Here is a 24,223-nt window from a genome sequence, read left to right as displayed (position 1 = left end):
TCCCAGCCCACCGTGAGGCGGGCGGGTCGGCGGGAGATCAGGCGAAGGCGGCCAGGCGCAGGGTCTCGACCTCGGCCGCAAGGGCGGGCGCCAGCCGCATGGCCGCGCCGCCGTCGCCGCAGATCTCCAGCCAGCGGGCGAGCATCAGGTGCCCGCCCTGGGTCAGCACCGACTCGGGGTGGAACTGGACACCCTCCAGCGGCAGCTCGCGGTGCCGCATCGCCATGACCACCCCGCTGTCGGTGCGCGCGGTCACCTCGATCTCCGCCGGCAGCGTGCTCTCCTCGACCGCCAGCGAGTGGTAGCGGGTGGCGGTGAACGGCGAGGGCAGGTCCGCGAGCACGCCGACGCCCTCGTGGTGGACCACCGAGGTCTTGCCGTGCAGCAGCTCGGGCGCCCGGTCGACCGTGGCCCCGTGGGCGACCCCGAGCGCCTGGTGGCCCAGGCACACGCCGAACAGCGGCAGCCGGCGCGCCGCGCAGGCGTGCACCATCGCGATGCTGACCCCGGCCGCCTCGGGGGTGCCCGGCCCCGGCGAGAGCAGGACGCCGTCGGCCCCCAGCTCGTCGAGGTCGCCCGGGTCGACCTCGTCGTTGCGGCGCACCACACACTCGGTGTCGAGCTGGCCCAGGTACTGCACCAGGTTGAACACGAACGAGTCGTAGTTGTCGACGACCAGGATCCGCATCGGGCCTCCCCGGAGCACGGCACCCGGTGAGGTCATCCGCCCGGGCGGGGAGCCGGACACCGGGCGCGGCGCGCCCTCGGGTGCTGGCTCCATCCTGCCTGACCCCACGGGGCAACCGAAACGATCACTCGATCAGATGATCACTGGCCGCCGGACGCCGACGGGATACCGGACGCGGGCCGGGCCACCGCCCCGGACCCCGTCAGCAGGCTCCCGGCGTACGCGGGCAGGACGACGTCCGGGCCGGACGTCACCTGGTACCCCAGGCCGTAGGCATCGACGTACTCCCGGTAGAGCAGCACACCGGGGTCGGTGTCCAGCGCGGCCCGCAGCACGTCGGGGTCACCGATCGCGCTGATCCGGAACGGGGGTGAGTACACCTGCCCCTCCAGCAGCAGCGTGTTCCCCACGCACCGCACGGCCGTCCGCGGGGTCACCCGGTGATCCATGATGGCCATGGCCTCGGCACCACCGGCCCACAGCGCGTTCACGACCGCCTGGACGTCCTGCTGGTGCACGACGAGGTCGTTCGGGCCGGGCGGGGGGACGCCGGGGGGCAGCGACCGGCCCCGGCTCTCCCGCGGCGCGTCGTCCAGCTCGACCGTGACCGCCGGCCCGCGCATCGCGGTGAGCCCCACCTGGGCCGCGAGCGCGGCACGACGGTCGAGCGGATCACCCGCCGCCGGCGCGGGCGGCGTGGGCGGTGCGGCCGGGGCCGCCGACGATGCCGGGTTCGCCGCCAGCGCCTCGCGCTCGGTCTGGAGCCGGTCAAGTTCCGCGTCCACCCGGCGGCGGTCCTGGGCGACCAGCCCGGCGACGCTGACAACCCCGGCGCCCCCGACGCGCCCGCCCGCCGATGGCCGCACGGCCGCCGCGGTGAGCAGCGCGGCGCAGGCAACGACCAGGCCGACCAGCGCGATCCGCCAGCCCGTGGCCCGCCGCCGCGCCGCCGGCGTGGGCGCCGGCCCTTCTGTCTTGTCCGTCTCGTCCGTCGTGCTTCCGGCCTTCCGTGCCGGGCCACCGCCGGGCAAGGCCCGGGTGCCGCGATCGTCCCCCGCCGCAGGCTACGCCGCGGACCACGCTCCGCTGCCAGGGCGGTCACTCGCGGCGCGCCGGGGCGCGGCGGGAGCGCCCGTCACCACGTCCGTGGCGGTGCACTGTCTACGCTGGTGGTGAACATTTGGACGGTGCCGGCCCGGCGGCCTGGTCGGCGCACCGTGAGAACCTGGTCACGAGGAGCCCGCAGTGCCCGAATCCCGACGCCGGAAGCCGAAGAAGACCACGGTGGCGGCCCCGCAGACCAGCACGCGCGCACCGAAGCGCAGGCCGCCGTCACCGCCATGGTTCGGCGGCATGATCCTGGCGTTCTTCCTGATCGGCATCGCCTACCTGCTCGTGTACTACTTCTCGAACGGCGGCGTGCTGGGGATGGAGAGCCTCGGCGGCTGGAACATCCTGATCGGCTTCGGTTTTGTCGTCGTGGGCCTCGCCGTGTCCACCCAGTGGCGCTGACCGGCCGGTTTCGGACAGCGCCCGGGGTGCCTGGCGGACCGGTCCGCCAGGCACCCCGACACAGGTGTGACTTGCACAGCTGTCATTCATCCACAACCGTTGTCCACAATGTGGATATCGGGGTTCTGAACCCCCATCCGGGTGGTTGTGTCCCCGGCGCCCGGTGCCCGGTGCTCAGTCCCGCGCGCCGGAGCCGGGCGGCGCCTCCGCGCCCCGGCGGCTAGGAGCGGGTGAAGGACTCCCCGGACTCGGCCCGGATCACGTACATGACCGCGTTGATCAGCGCCAGGTGGGTGAAGGCCTGCGGGAAGTTGCCCAGGTGCCGGCCGTCGGCCGGATCGATCTCCTCGGCGTAGAGGTCCAGCGGGCTGGCCAGGCTCAGCAGCCGCTCGCACAGCTGCCGGGCCCGGGTGAGCTCACCGATCTCCACCAGAGCGGAGACGAGCCAGAACGAGCAGATGAGGAAGGCGCCCTCCTCGCCCTCGACCCCGTCATCGGTCTCGTCCGTCCGGTAGCGCAGCACCAGGCCGTCCACCGTCAGCTCGTCGGCGATGGCGAGCACGGTCGCCTTCACCCGGTCGTCCGTCGACGGCAGGAAACCCAGCAGCGGCATCAGCAGCACCGAGGCGTCCAGCGACGTCGAGCCGTAGTACTGGGTGAAGACACCGCGGTGGTCGACGCCGTTCGCGAGCACGTCGGCGTGGATCTCGTCGGCGATGTCGTCCCAGCGGCCCGCGGTTCGCAGGTCACCGCGCATCTGCGCGAGGCGGCGCCCCCGGTCCAGCGCGACCCAGCAGAACATCTTCGACGAGGTGAAATGCCGCGGCTCGCCCCGGACCTCCCACATGCCGCGGTCCGTCTCCCGCCAGTGCGCGGCCGCCGCCTCCACCAGCCGGACCAGCACCGGCCACAGCCGCTCCGAGAGATAGTCCCGCGACCGGGTGTGCAGGTAGACCGAGTCGAGAACGGCCCCCCAAACGTCATGCTGGCGCTGCTTCGCCGCCTCGTTACCGACCCGCACCGGGACGGCGCCGTCATAGCCGGACAGATGCCCGAGAATCTCCTCGTCGATCTTCGGCTCGCCACCGACCCGGTACATCACCTGGATGTCGTCGGCGTGCTCGGCGACGTCCGCGATGAAGGAGAAGAAGTCGTTGGCCTCGTAGTCGAGCCCGAGGGTGTACAGGCCCCACAGGGCGAACGTGGAGTCCCGGATCCAGCTGTAGCGGTAGTCCCAGTTGCGCTCGCCCTGCGGCGTCTCCGGCAGCGAGGTGGTCGCGGCGGCGAGCAGCGCCCCGGTCGGGGCGTAGGTGAGGCCCTTGAGCGCCAGTGCGCTGCGCTGCAGGTGCCGGCGCCACGGATGGTCGGGGAACCGCCCACGCGAAAGCCACTGCCGCCAGAACTCGGTGGTGCTGTCGACGGCGGCGCAGGCCTGCGGATAGTTACCGGGCAGCAGCGGGTCCTCGGCCCGCCAGGTCATCGCCACGAACGCGGTGTCGCCCTCCCGCAACGTCGTCCGGGCCAGCGCGCGGCGGCCGTCGAACCCGAGCCGCAGGTCGGTGCGCAGCCGCAGCGCGACGCCCGCTGCCGGGTCGCCGGCCGGGAAGTCGTGGGTGATGATCCCGGTCGAGTAGTCCTCATCCTCGTACCGCCAGGACGCCGGGCTGCGGCCGTAGTCGAAGTTGGGCTCGCAGACGAGGCTGAGGTCGACGTCGCCGTGCTCGCAGCGGGCCAGCCGGAGCAGCACGTGGTCGGCGTCCCAGTCGCCCGGGGTGCGCCGGTGCGTCTTGGAGCGCCGGTGCGTCCGGTGCCAGCGGCCCACGACCAGGCAGTCGGTGACGATCAGCCAGCCCGTGGGCGTCTGCCAGGTCGTCTCAAGGACGTTCGTGCCGGGCAGGTACCGCCGGCCGGCCGGAATGAAGGTCCGGTCCGGTCCGAAGCGGAACCCGCCGGCCGAGCGATCGAGGACGGCACCGAACACGCTCGGCGCGTCCGGGCGTGGCACGCACATCCACTCGACGTTGCCGCTGGGCGCCACGAGGCAGTTCGTCTCGCAGTCGGAGAGGAACCCGTACTCGGCGATCGGCGGGAACGGGCTGCCCCCGCCACGCCGCGTCGGTGTGTGCGCCACCGCTCCCCCTTCACCCGCGCCGCCCGCGCGGCGCCGTCGCGTGCGACCGGACGCCGTCACCGACGGATCAGGGCAACCGTGTCGCTACTTTAAGTAAAGTTAAGAACGCGAATGGTAGCCGCCGGGCCGTGGTGCGCAAGCCCCCCTGCCGGGGAGTCGCCAAGGCGACAGTCAAGGTGACACCCGGTCGCGATGATCGACGAAGGCCTCCTCCGCGACCCAGCCGGCGAACCGGTCCGGGCCCAGCGCCGCCAGCGCGCCCGCGGTCTGCGAGGCGTGCGCCCGCAGCGCGGCGACCTTGCGTTCCAGCAGCCGTCCAGCCAGGTTCAGCCGTACCGCGAGCGCGCCTGGCGGGACGACCGGGCCGTCGTCGCCGTCGGGGTCCGCGCCATCCACCGCGATGCCGAGGAGTTCGTCGACGTCCCTCGTCCGCTCACGGTGGTCGGTCGACGCGGCCGCGTACAGCAGGCGGGCGCCGTCCGGGGCCGCCCGCGCGAACGCGGTGGTGGTCCAGGCCGAGACGGCGCGGTGGTCCGGATGGCCGGTGAACCCGTCCGACCCGAACGTCACGACGACCGCCGGGCGGAGCTCACGGATGATGCCCGCGATCCGCTCCACCGGGCCGGCTGATGCTGGACCTGGTGCACCACGCCGCCCCGCGATGGCCGGACGGAGCCACCCTCGTCGAGCTGGCGCCCGTCCGGGACGAGGCGACCGTGCCGTTCGCGCTGGCCCAGGCCCTCGAGGTCACGACCAGGGGGGACCTGCTCCGCGCGGTCATCGACTATCTGGCGACCCGCCGGCAGATCCTGGTGATCGACAACTGCGAGCACCTCCTGGACGCCGTCCGCGACCTGGTGGGCGAGCTGCTCCGCTGGGTACCCAACCTCACGGTGCTCGCGACCAGTCGCGCTCCGCTGGGAACGTCCGGGGAATGGGTGTTCCGCCTCGGGCCGCTGCCGCTGCCCGCCCCGGACACCGATCCCGCGGGCGCCGCCGCCGTTCAGCTGTTCCTCGACCGGGCACGCCAGGCACGGGGCGGCCGGGATCTGCCCGCGACGGCCCTCGAGGACGCCGCGGCGATCTGCCGACGCCTGGACGGGCTGCCGCTGGCCATCGAGCTCGCCGCGAGCCGGCTGACGGCGCTGAGCCCGGCTGACCTGCGCGCGCGGATGGACGCCGGGCTCGACCTCGGGCGAGGCCGGCGACCGCCCGTCGACGACGACCGCCATCACACCCTGCGCGGCACGATCGCCTGGTCCTACCGGCTACTCGACGCCCAGGCCCAGCGTCTCTTCCGCCACCTGGCGGCGGTTTCCGGCCTGTTCGACCTCTCGATCGCGGAGGCCGTCGCCGACGCCGTCACCTGCTCCGAGGATCCCGAGCCGGCGGAGGATCCGATCGCCGCCCTCAGCACACTTGTCGACGCGTCGATGGTGGAAACGGTCACCGACCCGGCCCATCCCGATGACGGCACCGCGTTCCGCATGCTGGACAGCATCCGCGCGTTCGGCCTGGAGGCCGCTCGGGCCGCCGGGGAGCTCGAGACCGCCCAGATCCTGATCGCGGCGTGGGCCCGCGAGTTCACCCGGTCGGCGGCGGGCGGCCTGCATGGTCCGGACGGGCCGCGCTGGGGCCGGCGGATCCTGACCGCGCTGCCCGTGCTGCGTGCCTGCCGCGAGCGGATGCTGAAACACGGCGACCTGGCCGGGGCGGCCCGGATCAGCATCGATCTCGGGGAGTTCGCGGCCTGGCACAACAACGCCGAGCTGTGGGCCTGGGCTCTGGAGACCGCGGACGACCCCGGCCTCGCCGAGCTGCCCGAGGCCCCGCTGCTGTACGCCGCGGCCAGCCACGCGGCCTGGCGGGCCGGCAGTCTCGGGAAGGCCCGCGAGCTGGCCGACCGGGCCCTCGCCACCGCCGTGGACGACGCCGGTGTCGCGACCGCCCGGTACGCGCTGGGCGTGACCGACCTCTTCGCGGGCGAGTTCGCCTCATCGATCGACCACCTCGTCGCGGCGGCCGCGCTCGACGCCGACCTGGCCGCCAACGAGATGGCCGTCGCGGCGTTGGCCGCGGCCTACGGCGGCGATGCCGACCGGGCGGACGCGCTGGTCACGCGGGCACGTCAGCTCGTCGGCACGTCGGGAGGGCCGATCATCTGGTCGTTCGTCGAGTACGTCCAGGCCGAGATCCACATCCACGACGATCCCGTTACGGCGCGCCGGCACGCCGAGCGTGCCCTGGCCGCGGCCCGCGCCGGCGGCGTCACCTTCGCGGTCGGGATCTCGCTGGTCACCCTCGCCTCGTCCGCGGTGCGGACGGGTGACCTGGCGACCGCGACCGCCCACTACCCGGAGGTGATCCGGCTGTGGCTGCGCACCGGTAGCTGGCCGCAGCAGTGGACCACGCTGCGCAACGTGGCGGACCTGTTCAGCCGGTTGGGGCGGGACGCCGAGGCGCTGCTGCTCTCAACGGCCGCCGACGCGGACCCGGACTCCTCCGCCGTGGTCGGAGCGGATGCCGAGCGGGTCCACAACCTGGTTGAGCAGCTGCGGGACAGGCTCGGCGTGGACGCGGTCGCGGCGATCCGGCGGCAGGCCGCCCAGCTGACCCGGCTGGAGGTCGTGGACCGCGCCCTGACCACGCTCGCCGAGCTGGAGCACCAGGGGGCCGGGACGCCCGCCCGCTCGCCCGCGCCACCTGTGGTTGGTTGACGTCCTCCCCCGCGTGAGCGCGGGGGATTCCAACTCCTACACACCCACCAGAAGGGGTGCGCAGTGTTGAGGTTCGCGGTTCACGGGCACGGCCAACGCCGCGCCTCCCCGCGCAGTCACGGCCCGTCCGGCCGCGATGTACCCAACCGCGATGTTCACCGCCGCGTTCACGTCGGCGTTGGCCGTGTACCCGCAGGCGACGCACCAGAAGACCGCTTGGCTCTCACGGTTCCCGGACGCCACATGCCCGCAGGCACTGCAACGCTGACTCGTGTACGCGGCAGGGACCTTCTCCACCCGGCCGGGGGCCTTCTCCTCCAACCGCGCGACGAGCAGACCCCAACCGTTAGCCAGAATGCCCCGGTTCAACCCGGCTTTCTGCCGCACGTTGCTTCCCGGCGCCTCGACGGTGCCCCGCGCAGAGCGGGTCATCCTCCCGATCTTCAGATCCTCGACACGGACAATGTCGAACCGGCGGGCGAGATCGGTACTGGTCTTCTCGACCCAGTCCTTGCGCCGGTCAACCTCCCGGGCACGCAGCCGTGCGATCCGGGCCTTGAGGCGCCCGCGCCGCTGCGACCCACGCCTGGCCCTCGACAGCCGGCGCTGCAACCGGACCAGCCGAGCCCGCTCCCCGGCTCGCAGACCCGGACAGGACAGCAGCTCCCCGGTCGACAGTGCCGCCGACACGACCACCCCACGGTCCACCCCGACAACCCCGCCCGTACCCGGCGCGGGGATCGGATGCGGGGCCACGGCGAACGCCACATGCCAGCGGCCCGCACGATCCCGCGTCACCCGATACGACCTCGCGCCCGGCACAGCACGGGACCAGCGGAACCTCACCCAGCCCGCCTTCGGGACACGCACCCGCGCCCACCGGCGATTCACCCGCCGGACGTCGCCCGGTTTCACCGCCACGATCCGGAACCCCTCACCACGTCTACGCCTACGGAAAGTGGGCCTGCGATGCGAACCGCGGAAGAAGTTCGCCATCGCCGTCGCGAAGTCACGCAAAGCCTGCTGCTGCACGATGACACTGCCCGCCGCCAGCCACGGATTCGCCGACCGGGCCTCGGTCAACTGCCGGTTCTGCTCCGCATAACCCGGCGCCCGGCCACGCCACGGCCGATACCACGGCTGCTGCTCACACGCGAGGTTCCACACGAACCGGGCATGCCCACAGTGCACCAGCAGGGCCTGTTCCTGCGCCGCATCGGGATACAACCGAAACCTGGACACAGCCACACCCTAACATCACCGTACAACGACGAAGAATCCGAACATCCCACTCTCGGACGACCCGCGCACCCGCCTCACCGAAATCGCGAAAGAAGACATCTAATTTCTACGCAACGAGATCATCCACCTGTTGCATTGCGCTTTTCGACGGCTGTCCGCCTCGCGGCGGATCGCCTGCCCCTGCCCCGCTCCGCGGGAGACCGAATTCCTCCCCGGCCTGAAGGCCGGGGCATCCTCCGGGAGCTCTGGTGAGGCGGATGAGCACACCCCCGGTCGACCTCTCGTGGTCCCCGCCGATCTGGCGGTGCGCGGCCTACGCCGCGGGCGGCGCGGTGCTGCTTGTTGTGGCCGCCGTCGAGGACCTCGCCTGGCGGGTCGCCTCCCTCGACGGCGCGGGACGGCTGCTGGTCGGGCTGGTCGGGCTGGGCCTGGTGGCACTCGCGGTCAGCGACGCGGTGTCCCGACCGACCCTGCGGCTCGGCCCCGGCGGGATCGACTACGTGGAGGGCCTGCGGCGGCGGCACCTGCCGTGGGCCGCGGTGATCGGCGCGCGGTCAGGCACCCTCACCCACGGACGGCGCCTCGTTCACCTACGAACCCTGGAGATCGAGACCATCGACGGGCCCGTGCTGCTCAGCCGCCGCGCACTGGGCACCGACCCGGAGCGGGTGGCCGAGGCCGTCGAGGAACTCCGCCTCCGTCTGGGCTGACTCCCGACGGCGGCAGGGGGCCGCTAGGCGAAGGCGGTGGTCAGGTCCGCGCTCTTGATGACGGCCGCCGCGAAGAGCAGGCCGACAAGCGCCAGCACCCCGGCCGCCTGCACGACCGTTCGGCGCGGCGGGACGTAGGCGTAGAGCAGGCCGACGAGCACCCCGGCCACCAGCCCCCCGACGTGGCCCCAGCGGTCGATGAAGGACAGCGTGAACGTGAGCGCGAAGTTGATCCCGATCAGGATCAGGATCTGCGTCGTGTCGGCGCGCAGCCGCCGGGCGATCACGTAGTACGCGCCGAAAAAACCGAAGATCGCGGTGGACGCCCCGACCGAGTTCACGGACACACCGTTCACCAGGTAGCTCAGGGTGTTCCCACCGACGGCGCAGGCGACGAACAGGGCTACCAGGCGAAGCCGCCCGAGAATCGCCTCGAGCTGGTAGCCGAGCACGAACAACGCGTACAGGTTCACCAGGACGTGCAGGTAGTTGACGTGCAGGAAGGCGGCGGTGAGGAGCCGGTAGTACTGGTCGTCCCACGCGAGAGACACGCCGTACAGGCGGAAGTCGGCGCTGAACTGGTTCAGGGAGCCGGAGTCGCGCGCCAGCCCGGGCAGGCCCTGCAGGACGAACGCGACGAGGCACAGGCTGATCAGAACCTGGGTGACCAGCCCGCGGCGACCGGCTCCCGGCCGGCCACCGAAGTCCGTCCGCGGCTCTCGGCGCCGCTCGGGGCGCCCGCCACCGCCGGCGCCGGACTCCTCCGGGCAGTGGAAGCCCACAGCCGCCGGGCGCATGCAGTCCGGGCAGATGGGACGCCCGCACCGCTGGCAGGTGACGTACGTCTCCCGCTCGGGATGCCGATAGCAGTGGGGCAGGCTCGGCGCTCCCGCCGGCGGTGGGGTCCACCCGGCGTGGCCGGCGGGCGGGCCGGTCTCCGGCCGCCATCCGACCTGCTCGTGCGGCGGGCCGCCCGACGCAGGGCCGCCGTTGGGAGGGCCGCCGTTGGGAGGGCCGCCGGCGGGCGGCGGCTCGCCTGCGGCGGGCAGGGGGGACGCGGGACGCGGGATCTCGGCTTCGCCGGCACTACCGGCCCCACCGGAACCCCCGGGCGCACCAGAAGAGCCTTCCGGCGCACGGGCCGGATCACCCGCTGGCGAGTCCGTCACCGCCGGACCCGCCGCGCCGAGCACCTGCGATCATCCCGGTCGGTCGCGCGCGCCGTCCCTGCCCTCATGATCGACGCTTCAGGCCGGGCGGCGTTCGACGACGATCTCCTGAACCACCACGTCGGTCTTGGGGCGGTCCTGAGCGCCGGTCGGCGTCTTACCGATCTTGTCGACGACGTCCGTCCCCCGGGTGACCTCGCCGAAGATCGTGTGCTTGCGGTTCAGCCAGTCGGTGGCCGCCGTGGTGATGAAGAACTGGGAGCCGTTCGTGCCCGGGCCCGCGTTCGCCATCGCGAGCAGGTACGGACGGTCGAACCGCAGGTCGGGGTGGAACTCGTCGACGAACTGGTAGCCGGGGCCACCCCGACCGCTGCCGAGCGGGTCGCCGCCCTGGATCATGAAGTTCGGGATCACCCGGTGAAAGATCGTCCCGCTGTACAGCGGGACACCGGTCTTCTTCTCGCCGGTCGCGGGGTCGGTCCACTCCCGGGACCCGGTCGCGAGCCCGACGAAGTTCTTGACCGTCTTCGGCGCGTGATCCGGGAACAACCTGATCTCGATGTCGCCCTGAGTCGTGCGCACCGTCGCGTACAGCTCCTCGGCCATGGGGCCTCTCTTCTCTCCGTCTTTTCGGCACGTACGGCGTGTCCTGGCCCCGATCGTATGCCGCGCCTCCGACCGGAACCTGGCGCGCCGCCCGCGCCCGGCTCCCGGACATCCCGACAGGCACGCCGGACGCTGCCCCGGACCCGGGCCGTACCCGAGCGGCACCACGGTCCGCACCCACACGGGACCACCGGTAACCGTCGGTACCCGGGACAGCACAGGGCATGTGTCACAAGGGTAGGTGACACGACCCGACGTCCCGCCGCGTTGTTAGGAGCCACCGAACGGGGTACGGGACACTGCACAGATCTTGACGGCGCGTATCAACACACGCCGGTGGAGCCGTGGCCGGCCGCCGGGCGCGATCCGGCACCAGGATCGCGACAGGCCACGACGCAATAAGCGAAGGGATGCCATGAGCACGACACTCAAGGACAGGCTCGCGCACGTGACGGACGCCGCGCCGGTGAGCGGGCTCCCTGGCGCGGCGAAGAACGCGGCGGATCGCGCCGGCGCGGCGGCGTCGAAAGCCGCGTTGAAGGCCGGCAGCACCGCGGGCTCGGCGGCGCACGCCACCCGTGACGCCAGCAGCACACTCGTGCACCGGGTCTCCGACGTCTCCGGCGCCGGGGGGACGGCCGCGGGCAAGGCTGCCGGCAAGGCCGCGGGGCTCGCCGTCGGCAAGGCGTCGGCGGTGTCGGGCCGGACGGCCCGGCGGATCGAGAAGGCCCGCTCCAGCGCGGAGCTGTCGGCCGAGCGGGCGCGGATGGCGACCGAGCTCCGGTTGGAGAAGTCGCGGTCGCGCAAGGCCGTCCGCTCCGAGTCGAAGGCCCGCCAGCGGGCCGACCGCGCTCAGGAGCTACTGGAGAAGCGACTGGAGAAGGCCGAGGTGAAGCTCGCCCGGGTGCACCGCCGCCGGCGGCGCGGAGTCGTGACGCTGTTCCTCATCGGCGTCGGCGCGGCCGCCGCCGTCGCGGCGCGCCGCTACCTGGCCAGCGCCGACACCGAGACGATCACGGCCGAGCCGGTCCCCCCGCTGCGCTCCGACCTCGCTGACGGTGTGGGCCCGGAGGTGACCTCCGGGCTCGAGGAGATGCCCGGCGTTGACACCATGACCGAGGCTGGCCGGCGCACCTGACCGGCGCGTGGTGCCCGGCCCTTCCTCGGGCCGGGCACCGCCTGCCGTCGGCTCAGACGCCCCGCTGGTTCCGATACCGCCGGCTCGTCCGACGCCGTCAGTTCAGACGTGGCCGGGAACGGGCTGGGATGCGCCCTCGGCTGCACCGGCCGACTCCAGCCGGCCGGCGGCCGGCGTGATCATGAACAGCCCGGCGAGCATCGCTGCCAGGCACATCCCCGCCCCGACCAGGAGGGCGTCGGCGTACCCGGCGACCGAGGCCTCGATGATCGCGGCGGGCGAGGGCCTGGCCGACCCGGCGGCGCTGGCCGCGTCCGCCGCGTCCACGCCGGCAACCGCGACGGCGGTGAGCGGGACGAACGAGATCCCGACCCCGAAGCCGAACAGCACCGTCGCGGGCAGCAGCAACGTGGGGTAGGACGAGTCCGCCGACAGGGTCGACAGCCAGAAGAGCGGGCTGTAGCCGAGCACGCCCTGCACGAACAGGGTGAGGAAGTAGAAGACGCCGAACATCGCCACGGCGACGGCGAGAATGATCAGATTGGCACCGCCGCGATCCCGGTTCCGGAACAGCCACAGCGGAACCAGCGGCTCGCGGCACATCGCCTCCCGGAGGAGGAAGAGCCCCAGGAGCGCGACCCCGCCGATCAGGCAGAGCAGAGTCAGCGCGTCCGACCATCCGTGGGTGGTCGTCCTGGTCAGGCCGTAGACGCCGACCGTCACACCGGCGGTGACCCCGACCGCGCCGGGGAGGTCGAACGTTCCCGTCCGCCGGGGTGCCTCGGTCAGGACCCGCGGCGCCAGCAGGGCCACAAGCAGGCCGATCGGCGCGTTCACGAACAGGACGAAGCGCTGGGAACATAACCGGGGCCGCCGACGGAATTCGGCCACGAGTCTGCCGCCAGCCATATCCCCAGGAAATGTGACTCTGATCACATATTGTGAGGAGTCTCCCGGCCACCGCCAGCTACAGCATCCCGGGGAAGATCAGTATTCGTGCTGGTCAGGGCACTTATTTCATAATGTCCCGGTGCATCCGCGGGCACCGCCGGGTTCCGCGGTGCCACCGGCGCGATCCGCCGGTACGCCGCGCCCACCGGCGGGCGGGGGTCGGTGTCACCCCGGTTCGGCCAGAAGGCCATCGCCCGCTCCGCCATCGCCGTGATCGTCAGCGAGGGGTTCACCCCGAGGTTCGCCGGCACCGCCGAGCCGTCCACAACGTGCAGGCCGGGATGGCCGAAAACCCGGTGATACGGGTCGATCACGCCCCGGGCGGGATCAGCGGCCAGGACCGCCCCGCCGAGGATGTGCGCCGTCAGCGGGATGTCGGCCAGCTCGGTGATCGCGCCTCCCGGATGCCCGCCCAGCCGCTCCGCCACCAGCCGCGCCGCCTGGTTGCCCTCCGGTATCCAGGTCGGGTTGGACTCCCCGTGGCCAGCGTGGCTCGTCAGCCAGGACGTCCCGAACGGCCCGCGGCGCCGGCTGACGGTGAGCGAGTTGTCCCGGGACTGCATGACGAGAGCGATCATGGTTCGCTCCGACCACCGCCACGGCAGGGCGAGCAGCGTGAGGTACGGGCGGCGGGCCAGCAGCAGCAGGTGCTTCGCCCAGCGTGGCAGGGAGCCTCCGCCGTCGGTCATGGCGCTCGACAGGAACGCCATGAGGTTGCTGCCCCGGCCGTACCGGACAGGTTCCACGTGCGTGTGATCGTTCGGGTAGAAGGACGACGTTATGGCCACCCCCCGGGTGATCCGCCCATCCGGCCGCAGCCGGGTCGCGCCCAGGATCGCCTCGGAGTTCGTCCTGGTCAGGTGGCCGACCCGGTCGGAGATGCCGGGCAGGTGCCCCTGTTCGCGCATGCCGAGCAGGAGGCGCTGGGTTCCCAGGGCGCCCGCGGCGAACACGACCTGGCGGGCCGTCCAGCGCCGCGCGTCCCGCCGCCGGCTGCCGGTGCGGACCGTCTCGACCTCGTAGCCACCGCGCCCGTCGGGGCGCACCGAGCGCACGGTCGTGTCCGCCACGATGCGGGCGCCCAGCCCTTCGGCCAGGTGGAGGTAGTTGCGGTCCAGGGTGTTCTTCGCGCCGCGCCGGCATCCCGTCATGCACTCGCCGCACTCGACGCAGCCCGTCCGGGCGGGGCCGGCGCCGCCGAAGTAGGGATCGGGAACCGTCACCCCCGGCTCGCGCTGGCCGTCGCGGCCGAAGAACACGCCGACGTCGGCCAGGCGGAAGGTGTCCCCGACACCCATATCCCGTGCGACGTCCCGGAAGACCTCGTCCGCCATGGTCATCGACGGGTTCCGGGTGGAGCCGAGCATGCGCTCGGCCTGGCCGTAGAACGGCCCGAGCTCGGCACGCCAGTCGGCGATGTCCGCCCACTGGGGATCGTCGTAGAAACCGTCCAGGGGCCTGTACAGCGTGTTCGCGTAGACGACCGATCCACCGCCGACCGCTGCTCCGGAGAGCACCAGCACCCGCCCGAGCAGGGTGATCTTCTGGATCCCGTGGCACCCGAGCCGCGGAAGCCACAGGTACCTGCGGATGTCCCAGCTCGTCTTCGGCAGTGTCGCCGGGGTGAACCGGCGGCCGGCCTCGACGACCGTGACGCGGTAGCCCTTCTCGGCCAGGCGGAGCGCGGTCACGCTGCCCCCGAACCCGCTGCCGATCACCAGAACGTCGCAGTCGTCCCGACGCTCGATGTCCGCGCCCGACCGCTCGGTCTCGTCGCCTCCCATGTGCCCCATCATGCCGCCAGGCATGCAGGTGCGCCGGGACACCGGGAACGGAGCGTGACGGACGACCATCGCGCTCTACTCAATCTTCCGTGAGCGGCTCCGCTTCCTGGCTCGTACCGTTCTGCACGCCCGCGGTGCCCGGCGGGGTCTGGGCCGATGAGCCCTCAACAATCGAGTCACCGCCCACCAGGTCACCAGGCTCCGAGTCACCGGCCGCCGAGTCACCAGGCTCCGAGTCACCGGCTGCTGAGATACCGGCCGTCTGGAGTCGCTTCGCCTCCTCGTTGCGTCGGGCCTCCTCCGCTCCGGCGGCCGCCGCCGCCGCGATCGCGGCGAGATCCGGCGGCGGGGGCGGCGCGGCAGGCGACTGTTCCACCGGGCCCGCCCGATTCACCTGACTAGCCGATTTAGCCGAACTCGCCTGGTTCGCCACGACGCCCGAGGTCGAGGCCGGACGGGCCGGCGGCGCCGGAGGGTTCGCGGCGGGGGAATGTTCGGGTCGCGCCGAGCCCGCCTTCGTCGCGGCGGCGGTGGTGACCGCCGCGACCGGACCGGCCGGTAGCGGTCCGGCGGCCCGCACCGGGGTGGACATTCTCGCGGACGCCCCCGCCGCGGACGGCCCAGGCGCCGACGGCGGTGCCGGTCGCGGCGGACGTTCCGGGGCGGCCCGCCAGCCCAGGCAGGACTTGCAGCCACACTCGGTCACGCCCAACGGCAGCCGGTCCATCCGCCACCGGATGTTGTCGGCCACATCGTCGCCGTTCACCCAGACACCGTTGGCGACGAAGTTGACCAGGTGGGTGGCCAACTCCACCGGAGCCCAGTCGCCTTCGGAGAGAACCTCGTAGACCCGCCTGTCCAGCTCCGCGAAGTCCTCGACCTGGCAGCGCAACATCTTCGCGAGGATTTCGATCACCTGGCGGGTTGCCATCCGGATCTCGTCCACGACAGGTGACTCGACCGGTTCCGGCTCAGCTTCCGGCTCAGCTTCCGGCTCGGGTTCCGGCTCCGGTGCCGCTGCCTGCGGCTGCGGCTGCGGCTGCGGCTGCGGCTGCGGCTGCGATTCAGGCGACGGTGCCTCGGCGGTCGGCGCAGTCGTAGCCGGGGCGGGCGCGGGCGGCTGAGGCGCGGGCACCGTCGGCTGGGATGCGGGCGCGGTCGGCGCAGGCGGCTGAGACACGGGCGCGATCGGCCCGGGCGCCGTCGGCTGAGGCGCGGGCACGGGCGGTGCAGGTGTGATCGGCGGCTCGGCGCTCGTCGCGACCCCGCGGAGGGAGGCCTCCGGCGCCCGGGCCGCACCGGCTACCCGCTCGCTCACGGGGACGATCGGCCGCGGCCCGAGTGAACGGCCCGAGGCCGCCGATGCCGAGATGGCCGACGCGGACGCCGACTGTGCGGACGCGGCTGGCTGTGCCGCCGGAGACTGTGCCGCGCCGACGGCCCCTGTCGAGATGTCGGACACCGCGCGGACCGGGCCGCCCGCTGTTCCGGCGGCGACGTCGGAGCCCATCTGGCCGCCACCGAACGGCACGTAGCTCGTCTCGCCGACGGCCATCGGGCGCGCCTCGTCCACCTGCTCCGGGCCGGCCGCGGAGGCTGTGTCTCCCACGGTCACCGGCGCCACCGAGGACGCGGCCGCGATCACGTCCGTGACCGCCGACGGGGGGAGCGTGCGCGGCTTGCGCCGCACCCGGACAACCCCGCGGCCGCCCGCGCTGTACGTCGCGCGCTTGCGGCGGCGGACGAGCGCCGGCCGCTCCAGGGTTCCGGAGGCGAGGCACCCGAAGCCCCGGCCGGGCTCCGACGGCCCGCCCGGTGCCGGGGGGGTCGTGAGCATGCGATCCGACGACGTCACCGCGGCGAGGCCTGGGGTGCGGCGGGCCGGCGCGGCGGTCGCGCCAACCAGCTCCGTGTCACGCTGCTCGGCCCGCTCCGTGTCCCGCGGCTCGACGTCCTCGCCGGCAAGCCGGTAGCCGCCCGCACGCGCGACCGCGACGGGCACGCTCAGCAGGTACCGCGCCGGCCGGCCGGCCGCGGGCCGGGTGATCGTCACGAGCCAGCCGTTCGCCCGCAGCAGCGACAGCTGCCGCTGCACGTGGGTACGGCTGAAGTTCGTCTGCTCGCAGAGCAGCGACAGGCCGGGCGAGGTGACGTAGGCACCGCTCGGCGCCGGCCGGTCCGCCGGGGCGCAGTGCGTACAGATCGTGAAGGCGACGAGCTTCATCGCGGGCGTGACGCCCGACTTGACGTTCAGGAGAGCGTCGTGCCAGTCCGCCGTGCTCGCGACCGGGACACCTCGATCGGGAGTACTGACCATCACTAGGGCGCCAGGAATGACTAACTGGGTCATGGTGTCGGAAGCCACGTTCCTCCTTCCCTCAGATGGCGGGCGTCTCCCGGTGCCGGAGGCCGCCGCCCCCGCGGCTCCTCCGCTCGCGACCGACCGGTCACGGGTACGTAGCCGCCGACTGGCGCGTTCGATGGTCTTTGGTATCAGTCGTGGAGGCCGTCCGGTGATGCTGAGATCGCGTTGTTGTGCGGTCTCGTAGTTGTCCGATCGCTTTATCGGGCATTTAGCCAGGAACTCAGGGCGCGCGCTCCCAGGGGCACGGCGCTCACCCCCGGAGCGCGCAGGTTGTCGAATGCACCTTTGTCATCTGAGCCAGGCCGCTCCGGCAGCACCCGGAACCCCGGCGGGGAGACAACGATACGCGGGCCTTCGTCCGCTCACGTACGTTACTCCGCCCCCCGCGGCGACGCGCCGGGGCCGACCACCGCCCACCCACGTCCAGAACACAGCTCCCTCACCGCGTCGTGTGACCGCGAAGTCACCGGGTGCTCCAACCATCGGTGGTGACCTCGATGCGCGGACGCAGAGCATACAAAGAGCGCACACCGGCCGGGGAGAGAATCATCCGTGCCAGTCCGGAATGATCGGCACCACCCGGTTGGGCCCGCCGGCTCCGAGCCAGACTGCGCACAGCGAGGCCACGCTCCGGCCACGGCGCATGATTCGATCGAATTTTCTCTGCTGCGCCGAGGTCAAAAAAATCTCACGAATCACAACGTTGAGGATCTTTATTCGCAATCATCGGCACACATCGGAGTCGGGCTCAACCCAAAAAAGCGACAACTGATTGATGTCACAGTGGTGTCCGGCCGCCCGCCACCCCCACCCGGCAACAACGATCTGCTCGCCAGACAGCCCGGGTTCCCGCTCGGCGAGCCGGGTAGGTCCGCTCCGACGGCACGTCCCGCCGCCGTCGCCGAGGCGCGACCCGGGACGGACAGATCGCGCCGAGCAGGAGGACAACGATGACCGACGGCGCCCTGACCGGAACGCAGGCGGACCAGACCCCGGAACGAACCGGCGCGCCGGCGATCGAGCGGCACAGCGGACCTACGGTGGGCACAGCAGCCGACATAGTGGTCGGGATCGACGGCTCCCCCGGCTCCGCGGCGGCGTTGACCTGGGCGGTCGCCGAGGCCAGCCGGCGCGGCCTGCGGGTGCGCGCCGTCCTCGGGTCCTGCGCCGACGAGCAGCCCACCGCTGTACGCAGGTCCGCCGACGCGATCGCCGGGCCGCACGACGAGGCCACCTTGGCCTTCGCGGCCAGCCACCTCCTGCATGAGACGATCGGCGCCGCCCCCATCCCCGCGGGACTCGAGGTCCTCGAGGAGGTGGTGGACGCTCCTGGCGCCGAGGCCCTGCTCACCGCCGGCCGGGACGCCGCCATGATTGTCGTCGGAGCACGCGGGCGCGGGCTCCTGCACCGCCTGCGGCTCGGATCGGTGAGTACGTCCGTGGCCGTCCATTCCCCCGTGCCAGTGGTCGTCGCGCGACTCCCCCGTTCGGGGGATGCCGGCGAGCCCGATGCGGACGGCCTCGCCGGTGCCGGGCCGGTCGCCGACGAGCGGCTGAGCCCCACGAGCGCACCGAGGCAGGGCACGCCGCACCGGCGGCCGGTGGTCGTCGGGGTCGACGGCTCACCCAACTCGCTGGCCGCGCTGCGGTGGGCCGCGGTCACGGCGGCACTGCGTGGGGCACCGCTGCATGTCATCCACAGTTGGCTCGCCGCGGTCCCCCTCCCGTTCGCCGAGACGTCCGGGGAGATCGTGCAGGCGCTCGAAGGCCAGGCGCGGGCCGTGCTGGACGAGTCCATCGAACAGGTCCTCGGCCCGATCCCCGGCGGCGAGCCAGGGGAGCCCGCCGAGCCGGGCGGTACGGAGCCCGCCGTGCTCCGGCTCGCCGCTCCGGCACCCGGCTCCGGGGAGATCGACGTCTACCGTCAGCTGATACCCGCCTCTGCCACCCGGGCCCTCCTCGAGGCCAGCCACGACGCCGACCTGCTGGTCGTCGGAGCCCGGGGCAAGGGCGGATTCGCCGAGCTCCTCCTGGGCTCGGTCAGCCACCAGACGATGCTGCACTCCGCCGCCCCCGTAGCGATCATCCGGGCCTGACGCCTGACGCCTGACGCCCAGAGAAGGTCGCTCATCGAGCCGGCGGACCGCGGCCGGTCGAAGCCCACTGGACGCCCGCCAGCGCCGGCTTCAGACCGTCCCAGTCGTGCCACTCCAGCCGGTCGTCGGTGCCGGCCTGATCCCACGGGTTACGGAGGAGGGCCTGCCCCGTCCGCGCGTCCGCCTTCAGCACCGCGTAGGCGTGGTTGGGCACCAGCCCGCAACCCGGCGGCAGGTCCGAACGCGTCACGACGGTCACCACCCCACCGGCTGCCAGCCTGGCGGCGAGCTCGTCGACACCCACGGCGGACGGCGAGCGGCGGACCGCGGCTGTGCCGGTCAGGTACTCCATCGCGGTGGCGGGGTCACCGCCCTCAAGACGCGCGTAGCTGCCAGCCATCCGCGCACAGGCCTTCTCGTAGAGCGCGGCCCAGAGCTCCGGCTCGCCCGCGGCGTTGTCCGCGTCCGCGGCGATCTCCTGCCCGGCCCCCGCCCGGGCAGGCAGGCTTCTGGTGACCGTGACCGGGACCGCGCCGGTAGGAAGGTGGACGGTGACGCTGACCGTCCCGTTCGGGTTCTCCCGCAGATTGCGGCGCAGCAGCCCCGGATCGGCCTGCGCGATACCGATGAGCGCGGCCAGGAGGTAGCAGTCCCCCACCGCGCCCTGGCCGACGTCCGACGGGGTGACACCGCTCGCCCAGACCGGATCGCGACCGTGGTCGCGCATCGTCAGGTCGCCGGTGGACGGCGGATGCCCCGCGGTGTACGCCCACGGCCGGTACCGCCCGCCCATGGGCGGTTCGAGGCCGGGGAACAGCCGCGCGATCTCGGCCACCATCGACGCCGGCGCCCCGCGCAGGAGCAGGTCACCAAGGGAGAAGACGGCCGGCAGGAGGCCCAGCGTGCGCAGCTCCACCCGGGTCGGCGCGATACGGACCGCGGCGGCGAGCACCTCCAGCGGGCGCCCCCGCAGCCCGCCGATGACCGCCCGCAGCTCGGCCGGGCCGAGCCGGCCCAGCCGGGTGGACAGCTCGCTCAGCTCACGCGGATCGAGGCGGAACGGGTCCGCGCCGATCGACGCGGTCAGCTCGGCCACGGTGCGCGCTGTGTCCGCGCCCGCCGACCGCGGTTCGGTGAGCCGGGCGGCGTGCTGCATCTCGGGACCCGGCGCCCGCTCCACGGCCGGAGCGGATGTCGCAAACCCGCCGGACCCGCCGAACCCGGCAGACGCGACAGACCCGCCAGACGCGGCGTAGGCCAGTCTGCCGTCGATGGCGCCGGCCATGTCGGGTGCCTCGGCCGCCACCCGGTCGAGGCCCCGACAGCACCCCTCCGCCACCAGGGCACCACCCATGTCACCGGGCAGGGCGTGCGCGACGCGCCTAACCTCGGCCGCGAGCCGGGCCGCGTCGTCCGCGGCCCGCCGGAGCCGGCGGGCCAGCTCCGCGAGCCGCTCCGGAGAGAAGGCAACGTCCACGACGGCCGGATGAGAGACGGGCGAGCGCGGGGCGCTCACCGCCGCCGGCCCGAGCGTCACGGCTCCCCAGGCGCCCCGAGCCGCAAGGAACTCCAGACGCACCGCCTGCTCCCGCGCCGCACGGGCGCCGGCCGCGAGCGCGGACGTCCACTCGTCGATGCGGCCATGGCAGCGGCGCTGCCAGGGTGACCGCCAGGTCTCGTCGTTGTCCAGGACGATCACCGGCGCAAGCAACGACGAGCTCTCCACCGCGACCCGGCGCAGCACCGCCGCCGCGGCGGCGACCGGAGCCCCTTCGATCCACTGCCCTTCGATCCACTGCCCTTCGATCCACTGCCCTTTGATCGACAATGGTCACACTCCGACCACATCTGTGACACGAAACGTGATGACCAACGGTATCCGCGCTCCACCCGCGGTAGACCAGCGCGTCGGTAGAGGACAACAGACAGTTCCGCCAGCCAGAGCAGCGGCCGCAGGTCGAGGGCGGCGCTAGAGGCCGGCCGCCGCCATCACGCGCAGGCACCGCTTCTCGAGGTGTGTGACGACCTGCCAGTACTCGCGGAACGCCGGGTTGGTCGTCTGGCCGTGGTGGTAGCGGAAGTAGATCTGCTGCGCGATGACAGCCAGCCGGAACAGCCCGAACACCTGGTAGAAGGGCCATCTGCCGACGTCCAGTCCGCGCCGTGCCGCGTAGTACTCGACGATCTCCGCCCGGGTGGGCATGCCGGGGCTGTGGGTCGGCTGGCGCCGGGTGAGCCGGAAGAGGGCGTCGTCGTCAGCCTGCACCCAGTAGGCGAGGGCACCCCCGAGGTCCATGAGCGGATCGCCGAGGGTGGCCATCTCCCAGTCGAGGACACCACTGATCCTGGGCAGGCCGTCGTCACCGATGCGGGCCACATCGAAGACCACGTTGTCGATGCGAAAGTCGTTGTGGATGACGCAGGTGGCGACGTCCTCGGGGGCGTACTCGGTGAGCCAGCGCATGACGACCTCGAAGGAGGGCACGTTCGGCGTGCGGGCGTCCCGGTAGCGCCGGGCCCAGCCGGTGAGCTGCCGATCGACATACCCGGCACCGCGCCCCAGGTCGGACAGCCCGTAGGCGACCGGGTCAATGTCGTGCAGGGCGACCAGGAGATCCACGACCTGGAAGGCCAGCCGGCGCGTCCGCTCCGGATCGAAGGTGAGTGAGCGCGGGAACTCCGAGCGCGGGATGACGCCGGGCACCCGCTCCATGATGTAGAACTCCGAGCCGATCACCGTGGGGTCGTCGCAGAAGGCGACCATCCGCGGGACGTACCGGAACGCCGGGCGCAGCCGGGCCTGCACCCGATACTCCCGCGCCATGTCGTGGGCGCCGGACGCCTTCCGCCCGTGCGGCGGCCGCCGCAGGACGAGGTCGCGGTCCTCGTAGCGCAGGAGATAGGTCAGATTGGACGCGCCGCCGGAGAACTGCCGGACCTGCGGGCGGCCCGGCGGCGGGATGGAACGGGCGACCGGCGGGCGCTCGGTCAGCACCCCCGCGCCGGTCGCGACCCCCATCTCGGCCGCGCCGACCGCGGCCCGCTCCTGCAGCCGGCGCCGAAGCCAGCCGTCCACCGCGGGTACGTCGAACGCGTCCTCGTCGCGCACCGGGCGTGACCCCGCGAGATCATCCACCGCCATCCGCCGAGCCTAGTGCCGGGAACGGCTGTCCGACCGGGGCATCGGCAGGAGTGACCGCGGACGATCGGCGGCGGTCAGCCGCTCTCGCCGTCGGCGGATTCCACCGCGGCGACGTCGGCCCGCGCCGCCGTGGGCGGACGGTCCTCCGGCTCGGTGCCGCCCGATGGGAGCGGGCCCGGTGGGAACGGACGCTGTGCGGGCAGGTCAGCGCGGGGAGGCCCGCCGCGCGCGGCGGGAAGCACCGCCGCGAAGACCACGGAGGAGGGCACGCTCACCGGGTGGTCCGTACCCGTCCCGTGGTCTGTTCCAGTCCGCGGATCCGCATCAGTCGTGTTCCCGACACCCGCGCCGACACCCACGCCACCGAGGGCTCCGGACGGCGAGCCGGCAAGCGACGCGGTGGCCTCACCAGCCCGTCCCCACAGCCGCTGGCCGGCGGCGATGGTCCACAGTCGCATCCGGGCGTGCGCCTCGAGCCGGGTGAGCTGAACCGCCGTGGCCACCAGGCTGCCGCCGATCACGCCGTCCAGCCAGTAGTGGTTCCCGGTGATCACGACGACGACGGTTGTGATCACCGGGTGCGCGATGATGAGCCACCGCGCGCGTGAGCGCAGGATGCTCACCACTCCCCAGGCGACCAGGATCGACCAGCCGACGTGCAGGCTCGGCATGGCCGCGTACTGGTTGGCCACCGTGTCACCGGCGGTGTACGGGGACGGCCCGAAGACCGCGCCGGTGTCGACGAGGGTGACGTGCGGCAGCTCCTGCGGCAGGAACCGGGGCGGCGCCAGCGGGTACAGAATGTGGATCATGAGCGCGGCGCCGGTCGACACAAGGATCACCGTGCGCACCCGGGGCCAGTGGTCCCGGTGGCGGATCATCACCCACAGCAGGAACGCGATCGACGCCGGGAAGTGGACCCCGATGTAGAAGCGGTTCGCCAGCTCCAGCAGCTCCGTGGAGTGCAGCGCGAGTTGCTGGACCGCGGACTCGTTGGGCAGGTCGAGCAGGCGTTCCAGGCTCCAGACGTCCCGCGCGTTGGCCAGCGCCTCGGGCTCCCGGCCGACGGCCATCTGCCGCCCCATGCGATAGATCATGTAAAGCGCGGCGAGCAGCAGCACCTGGCCGACGAAGAAGAGCGTCGTGGCCGCCACGCGACCGGTGCGGGTCGCCCGCCACCCGGCGCTCCCCGAGCCGACCGTGACAGACCCGGTCGCGGACCCGGCCCGCCCGTGCGAAGGAAACGGAATGCTCACCATGAGCCGCCCCGGTGCATCTCACGCCCTCCCGCCGACATGCCCCGTTAACCTCACGTTCCTACCGGCCGATCGGTAAGTAGAGCAAGCTCCTGGGAAGTGTGACCCCGCACTCATCCCCCGGAGACGGCCACGCGCTGACCCTCAGTCGCCACGCTCGTTGCGGTCCGCCATCAGCCCGGCACGCATGCGACACGCCGGTCGCCACGACGGGTGACAGTGAGATAAACCAACGGCGAACAACCCTCGGCTATTTCCACCACATCGGGCACTTTCGCCCACCGTCGTGTCAGATGCCCGACACCTGTCAGCCACACTTGTGCCCGGCTTGGGCACCGGCATGCCAACGACATGCGGATTCGGTGGTCCGTGGGCGAAGTGTCCGGACTGGACCCACCGTGCACGTCAGGGCGAGACATGGCGCACACCAGGACGTCGGAGCCGAAGAGTATAGCCGAAATCACATAGTCAGCTCACAGCCGAGGCCGCCGCGGCCGCCGCGACACCACCCGACTTCCCGCCCCCCCGCGCAAAATTGATGAAACGGACCTTCGCGGCGTTCCGCCCCCTCCAAGCTGCCCGTGGCCGCGAACCGTGTTACTCCGGAACTACCGCTCCACCGGGGCGGCGCCGGCGCTCGCACCCCGGGCCGGCCGCGCCGGAGGAGCCCGCCGGACAGCCGTGGCGGGCGCGCAGCGATGCGCGTCGCCTCGGTC

Annotated in this window: 18 protein-coding genes; 5 read left to right on the top strand and 13 right to left on the bottom strand. The window is 72.6% G+C overall.

What is annotated here, in order from left to right; genetic code table 11:
• Nucleotides 1-37: 37 nt before the first annotated feature.
• Together FRANEAN1_RS00630 and FRANEAN1_RS00625 are read right to left on the bottom strand one after the other, a co-directional pair.
• Nucleotides 38-688, bottom strand: coding sequence for an aminodeoxychorismate/anthranilate synthase component II (locus tag FRANEAN1_RS00630; RefSeq protein WP_012157577.1), 651 nt, complete (start codon nucleotides 686-688; stop codon nucleotides 38-40).
• 140 nt (nucleotides 689-828) lie between these two features.
• Nucleotides 829-1,593, bottom strand: coding sequence for a DUF881 domain-containing protein (locus tag FRANEAN1_RS00625; RefSeq protein WP_347177294.1), 765 nt, complete (start codon nucleotides 1,591-1,593; stop codon nucleotides 829-831).
• A gap of 340 nt (nucleotides 1,594-1,933) precedes the next feature.
• On the opposite strand from FRANEAN1_RS00625, the gene FRANEAN1_RS00620 reads away from it, so the two are divergent.
• Nucleotides 1,934-2,200, top strand: coding sequence for a cell division protein CrgA (locus FRANEAN1_RS00620; RefSeq protein ID WP_012157575.1), 267 nt, complete (start codon nucleotides 1,934-1,936; stop codon nucleotides 2,198-2,200).
• A 220-nt stretch (nucleotides 2,201-2,420) separates the two neighbouring features.
• On the opposite strand, the gene FRANEAN1_RS00615 is transcribed toward FRANEAN1_RS00620, so the two are convergent.
• Nucleotides 2,421-4,331 carry a glycoside hydrolase family 15 protein gene (locus tag FRANEAN1_RS00615; protein WP_012157574.1) on the bottom strand — a complete coding sequence of 637 codons (1,911 nt, stop codon included), beginning with the start codon at nucleotides 4,329-4,331 and terminating at the stop codon, nucleotides 2,421-2,423.
• A gap of 171 nt (nucleotides 4,332-4,502) precedes the next feature.
• Nucleotides 4,503-4,949 (bottom strand): PIG-L family deacetylase, encoded by a 447-nt coding sequence (locus FRANEAN1_RS00610; RefSeq protein ID WP_012157573.1) that lies wholly within the window; start codon nucleotides 4,947-4,949, stop codon nucleotides 4,503-4,505.
• A gap of 11 nt (nucleotides 4,950-4,960) precedes the next feature.
• On the opposite strand from FRANEAN1_RS00610, the gene FRANEAN1_RS00605 reads away from it, so the two are divergent.
• On the top strand, nucleotides 4,961-7,048 hold the full coding sequence (locus FRANEAN1_RS00605) for a transcriptional regulator (protein ID WP_012157572.1): 2,088 nt from the start codon (nucleotides 4,961-4,963) through the stop codon (nucleotides 7,046-7,048).
• A 36-nt stretch (nucleotides 7,049-7,084) separates the two neighbouring features.
• Here the strand turns inward: FRANEAN1_RS00605 and FRANEAN1_RS00600 are convergent, their stop codons facing one another.
• The gene (locus FRANEAN1_RS00600) at nucleotides 7,085-8,290 is read right to left on the bottom strand and encodes an RNA-guided endonuclease TnpB family protein (RefSeq protein WP_041253506.1); all 1,206 of its coding nucleotides are present in this window, start codon (nucleotides 8,288-8,290) and stop codon (nucleotides 7,085-7,087) included.
• Nucleotides 8,291-8,547: 257 nt separating this feature from the next.
• Here FRANEAN1_RS00600 and FRANEAN1_RS00595 point away from each other — a divergent pair, with 257 nt between their 5' ends.
• Nucleotides 8,548-9,000, top strand: coding sequence for a PH domain-containing protein (locus FRANEAN1_RS00595; RefSeq protein WP_012157570.1), 453 nt, complete (start codon nucleotides 8,548-8,550; stop codon nucleotides 8,998-9,000).
• A 23-nt stretch (nucleotides 9,001-9,023) separates the two neighbouring features.
• Here FRANEAN1_RS00595 and FRANEAN1_RS00590 read toward each other — a convergent pair whose 3' ends face one another.
• Nucleotides 9,024-10,169 (bottom strand): rhomboid family intramembrane serine protease, encoded by a 1,146-nt coding sequence (locus tag FRANEAN1_RS00590; RefSeq protein ID WP_012157569.1) that lies wholly within the window; start codon nucleotides 10,167-10,169, stop codon nucleotides 9,024-9,026.
• A 78-nt stretch (nucleotides 10,170-10,247) separates the two neighbouring features.
• Entirely contained in the window at nucleotides 10,248-10,775 is a 528-nt protein-coding gene (locus FRANEAN1_RS00585; protein WP_012157568.1) for a peptidylprolyl isomerase, read from the bottom strand.
• A 415-nt stretch (nucleotides 10,776-11,190) separates the two neighbouring features.
• On the opposite strand from FRANEAN1_RS00585, the gene FRANEAN1_RS00580 reads away from it, so the two are divergent.
• Nucleotides 11,191-11,913 carry a hypothetical protein gene (locus FRANEAN1_RS00580; RefSeq protein ID WP_012157567.1) on the top strand — a complete coding sequence of 241 codons (723 nt, stop codon included), beginning with the start codon at nucleotides 11,191-11,193 and terminating at the stop codon, nucleotides 11,911-11,913.
• A gap of 102 nt (nucleotides 11,914-12,015) precedes the next feature.
• Here the strand turns inward: FRANEAN1_RS00580 and FRANEAN1_RS00575 are convergent, their stop codons facing one another.
• The 3 genes from FRANEAN1_RS00575 to FRANEAN1_RS00565 all read right to left on the bottom strand — a co-directional run bounded on the left by FRANEAN1_RS00575 (nucleotide 12,016) and on the right by FRANEAN1_RS00565 (nucleotide 17,013).
• Nucleotides 12,016-12,804: a hypothetical protein gene (locus FRANEAN1_RS00575; protein ID WP_198145439.1), complete on the bottom strand. Its 789-nt coding sequence runs from the start codon at nucleotides 12,802-12,804 to the stop codon at nucleotides 12,016-12,018.
• A 41-nt stretch (nucleotides 12,805-12,845) separates the two neighbouring features.
• Complete coding sequence (locus tag FRANEAN1_RS00570; RefSeq protein ID WP_041253502.1) at nucleotides 12,846-14,648, bottom strand: GMC family oxidoreductase; 1,803 nt, start codon at nucleotides 14,646-14,648, stop codon at nucleotides 12,846-12,848.
• Nucleotides 14,649-14,727: 79 nt separating this feature from the next.
• Nucleotides 14,728-17,013: a hypothetical protein gene (locus FRANEAN1_RS00565; RefSeq protein WP_012157564.1), complete on the bottom strand. Its 2,286-nt coding sequence runs from the start codon at nucleotides 17,011-17,013 to the stop codon at nucleotides 14,728-14,730.
• Nucleotides 17,014-17,963: 950 nt separating this feature from the next.
• Between FRANEAN1_RS00565 and FRANEAN1_RS00560 the strand changes: the two genes are divergently transcribed.
• On the top strand, nucleotides 17,964-19,109 hold the full coding sequence (locus FRANEAN1_RS00560; RefSeq protein ID WP_012157562.1) for a universal stress protein: 1,146 nt from the start codon (nucleotides 17,964-17,966) through the stop codon (nucleotides 19,107-19,109).
• Nucleotides 19,110-19,140: 31 nt separating this feature from the next.
• On the opposite strand, the gene FRANEAN1_RS00555 is transcribed toward FRANEAN1_RS00560, so the two are convergent.
• From FRANEAN1_RS00555 to FRANEAN1_RS00545, 3 genes are all read right to left on the bottom strand, one after another.
• Nucleotides 19,141-20,937, bottom strand: coding sequence for a C2 family cysteine protease (locus FRANEAN1_RS00555; RefSeq protein ID WP_012157561.1), 1,797 nt, complete (start codon nucleotides 20,935-20,937; stop codon nucleotides 19,141-19,143).
• A gap of 141 nt (nucleotides 20,938-21,078) precedes the next feature.
• Nucleotides 21,079-22,251 (bottom strand): phosphotransferase family protein, encoded by a 1,173-nt coding sequence (locus FRANEAN1_RS00550; RefSeq protein WP_347176927.1) that lies wholly within the window; start codon nucleotides 22,249-22,251, stop codon nucleotides 21,079-21,081.
• Nucleotides 22,252-22,325: 74 nt separating this feature from the next.
• Nucleotides 22,326-23,510 carry a phosphatase PAP2 family protein gene (locus FRANEAN1_RS00545; protein ID WP_012157559.1) on the bottom strand — a complete coding sequence of 395 codons (1,185 nt, stop codon included), beginning with the start codon at nucleotides 23,508-23,510 and terminating at the stop codon, nucleotides 22,326-22,328.
• Nucleotides 23,511-24,223: the final 713 nt, after the last annotated feature.

The sequence above is a fragment of the Parafrankia sp. EAN1pec genome (assembly GCF_000018005.1).
Classification (GTDB): Bacteria; Actinomycetota; Actinomycetes; order Frankiales; family Frankiaceae; genus Parafrankia; species Parafrankia soli.
The sequence above is the reverse complement of the archived record's forward strand: the minus strand, read 5'-3'. Positions and strand labels throughout refer to the sequence as shown.